This is a genomic window from Pseudomonas sp. 65/3-MNA-CIBAN-0223, assembly GCF_040310425.1.
Lineage (GTDB): Bacteria > Pseudomonadota > Gammaproteobacteria > Pseudomonadales > Pseudomonadaceae > Aquipseudomonas > Aquipseudomonas gregormendelii.
In genome coordinates this window covers 1-250 of record NZ_JBEOPV010000269.1, presented here as the reverse complement: position 1 = coordinate 250, position 250 = coordinate 1, and the positions used below count along the sequence as shown (strand labels likewise).

Annotated in this window: 1 pseudogene; it reads right to left on the bottom strand. The window is 61.2% G+C overall.

The window, feature by feature from the left end:
* A pseudogene (locus AAEZ09_RS28845) lies at positions 1 to 250 on the bottom strand (SAM-dependent methyltransferase); the annotation flags it as partial.

Below are 250 nucleotides of genomic sequence, written 5' to 3'. Positions count from 1 at the left end.
GGCATATAGTCGTGGAACACCCGCACGCCACTCTGACTTTCGACCTGCCACAGGCCATCTAGTTGCGCCGCCAACTCCCGTGGATCAAGGGGTTGCTGCGGCGTCAGGCTCTGCTTTTCGCCGGCCATGTCGTTCTTGCGCATTTTGCGGAAGTGGCCTTTGAGCAGGTTGCGGTAAATCAGCGCGTCGCGGTTGTAGAAGGCCAGAGACAACCAGCCACCGGGCGCCGTCAGTTGGTGCAGCACCGGCA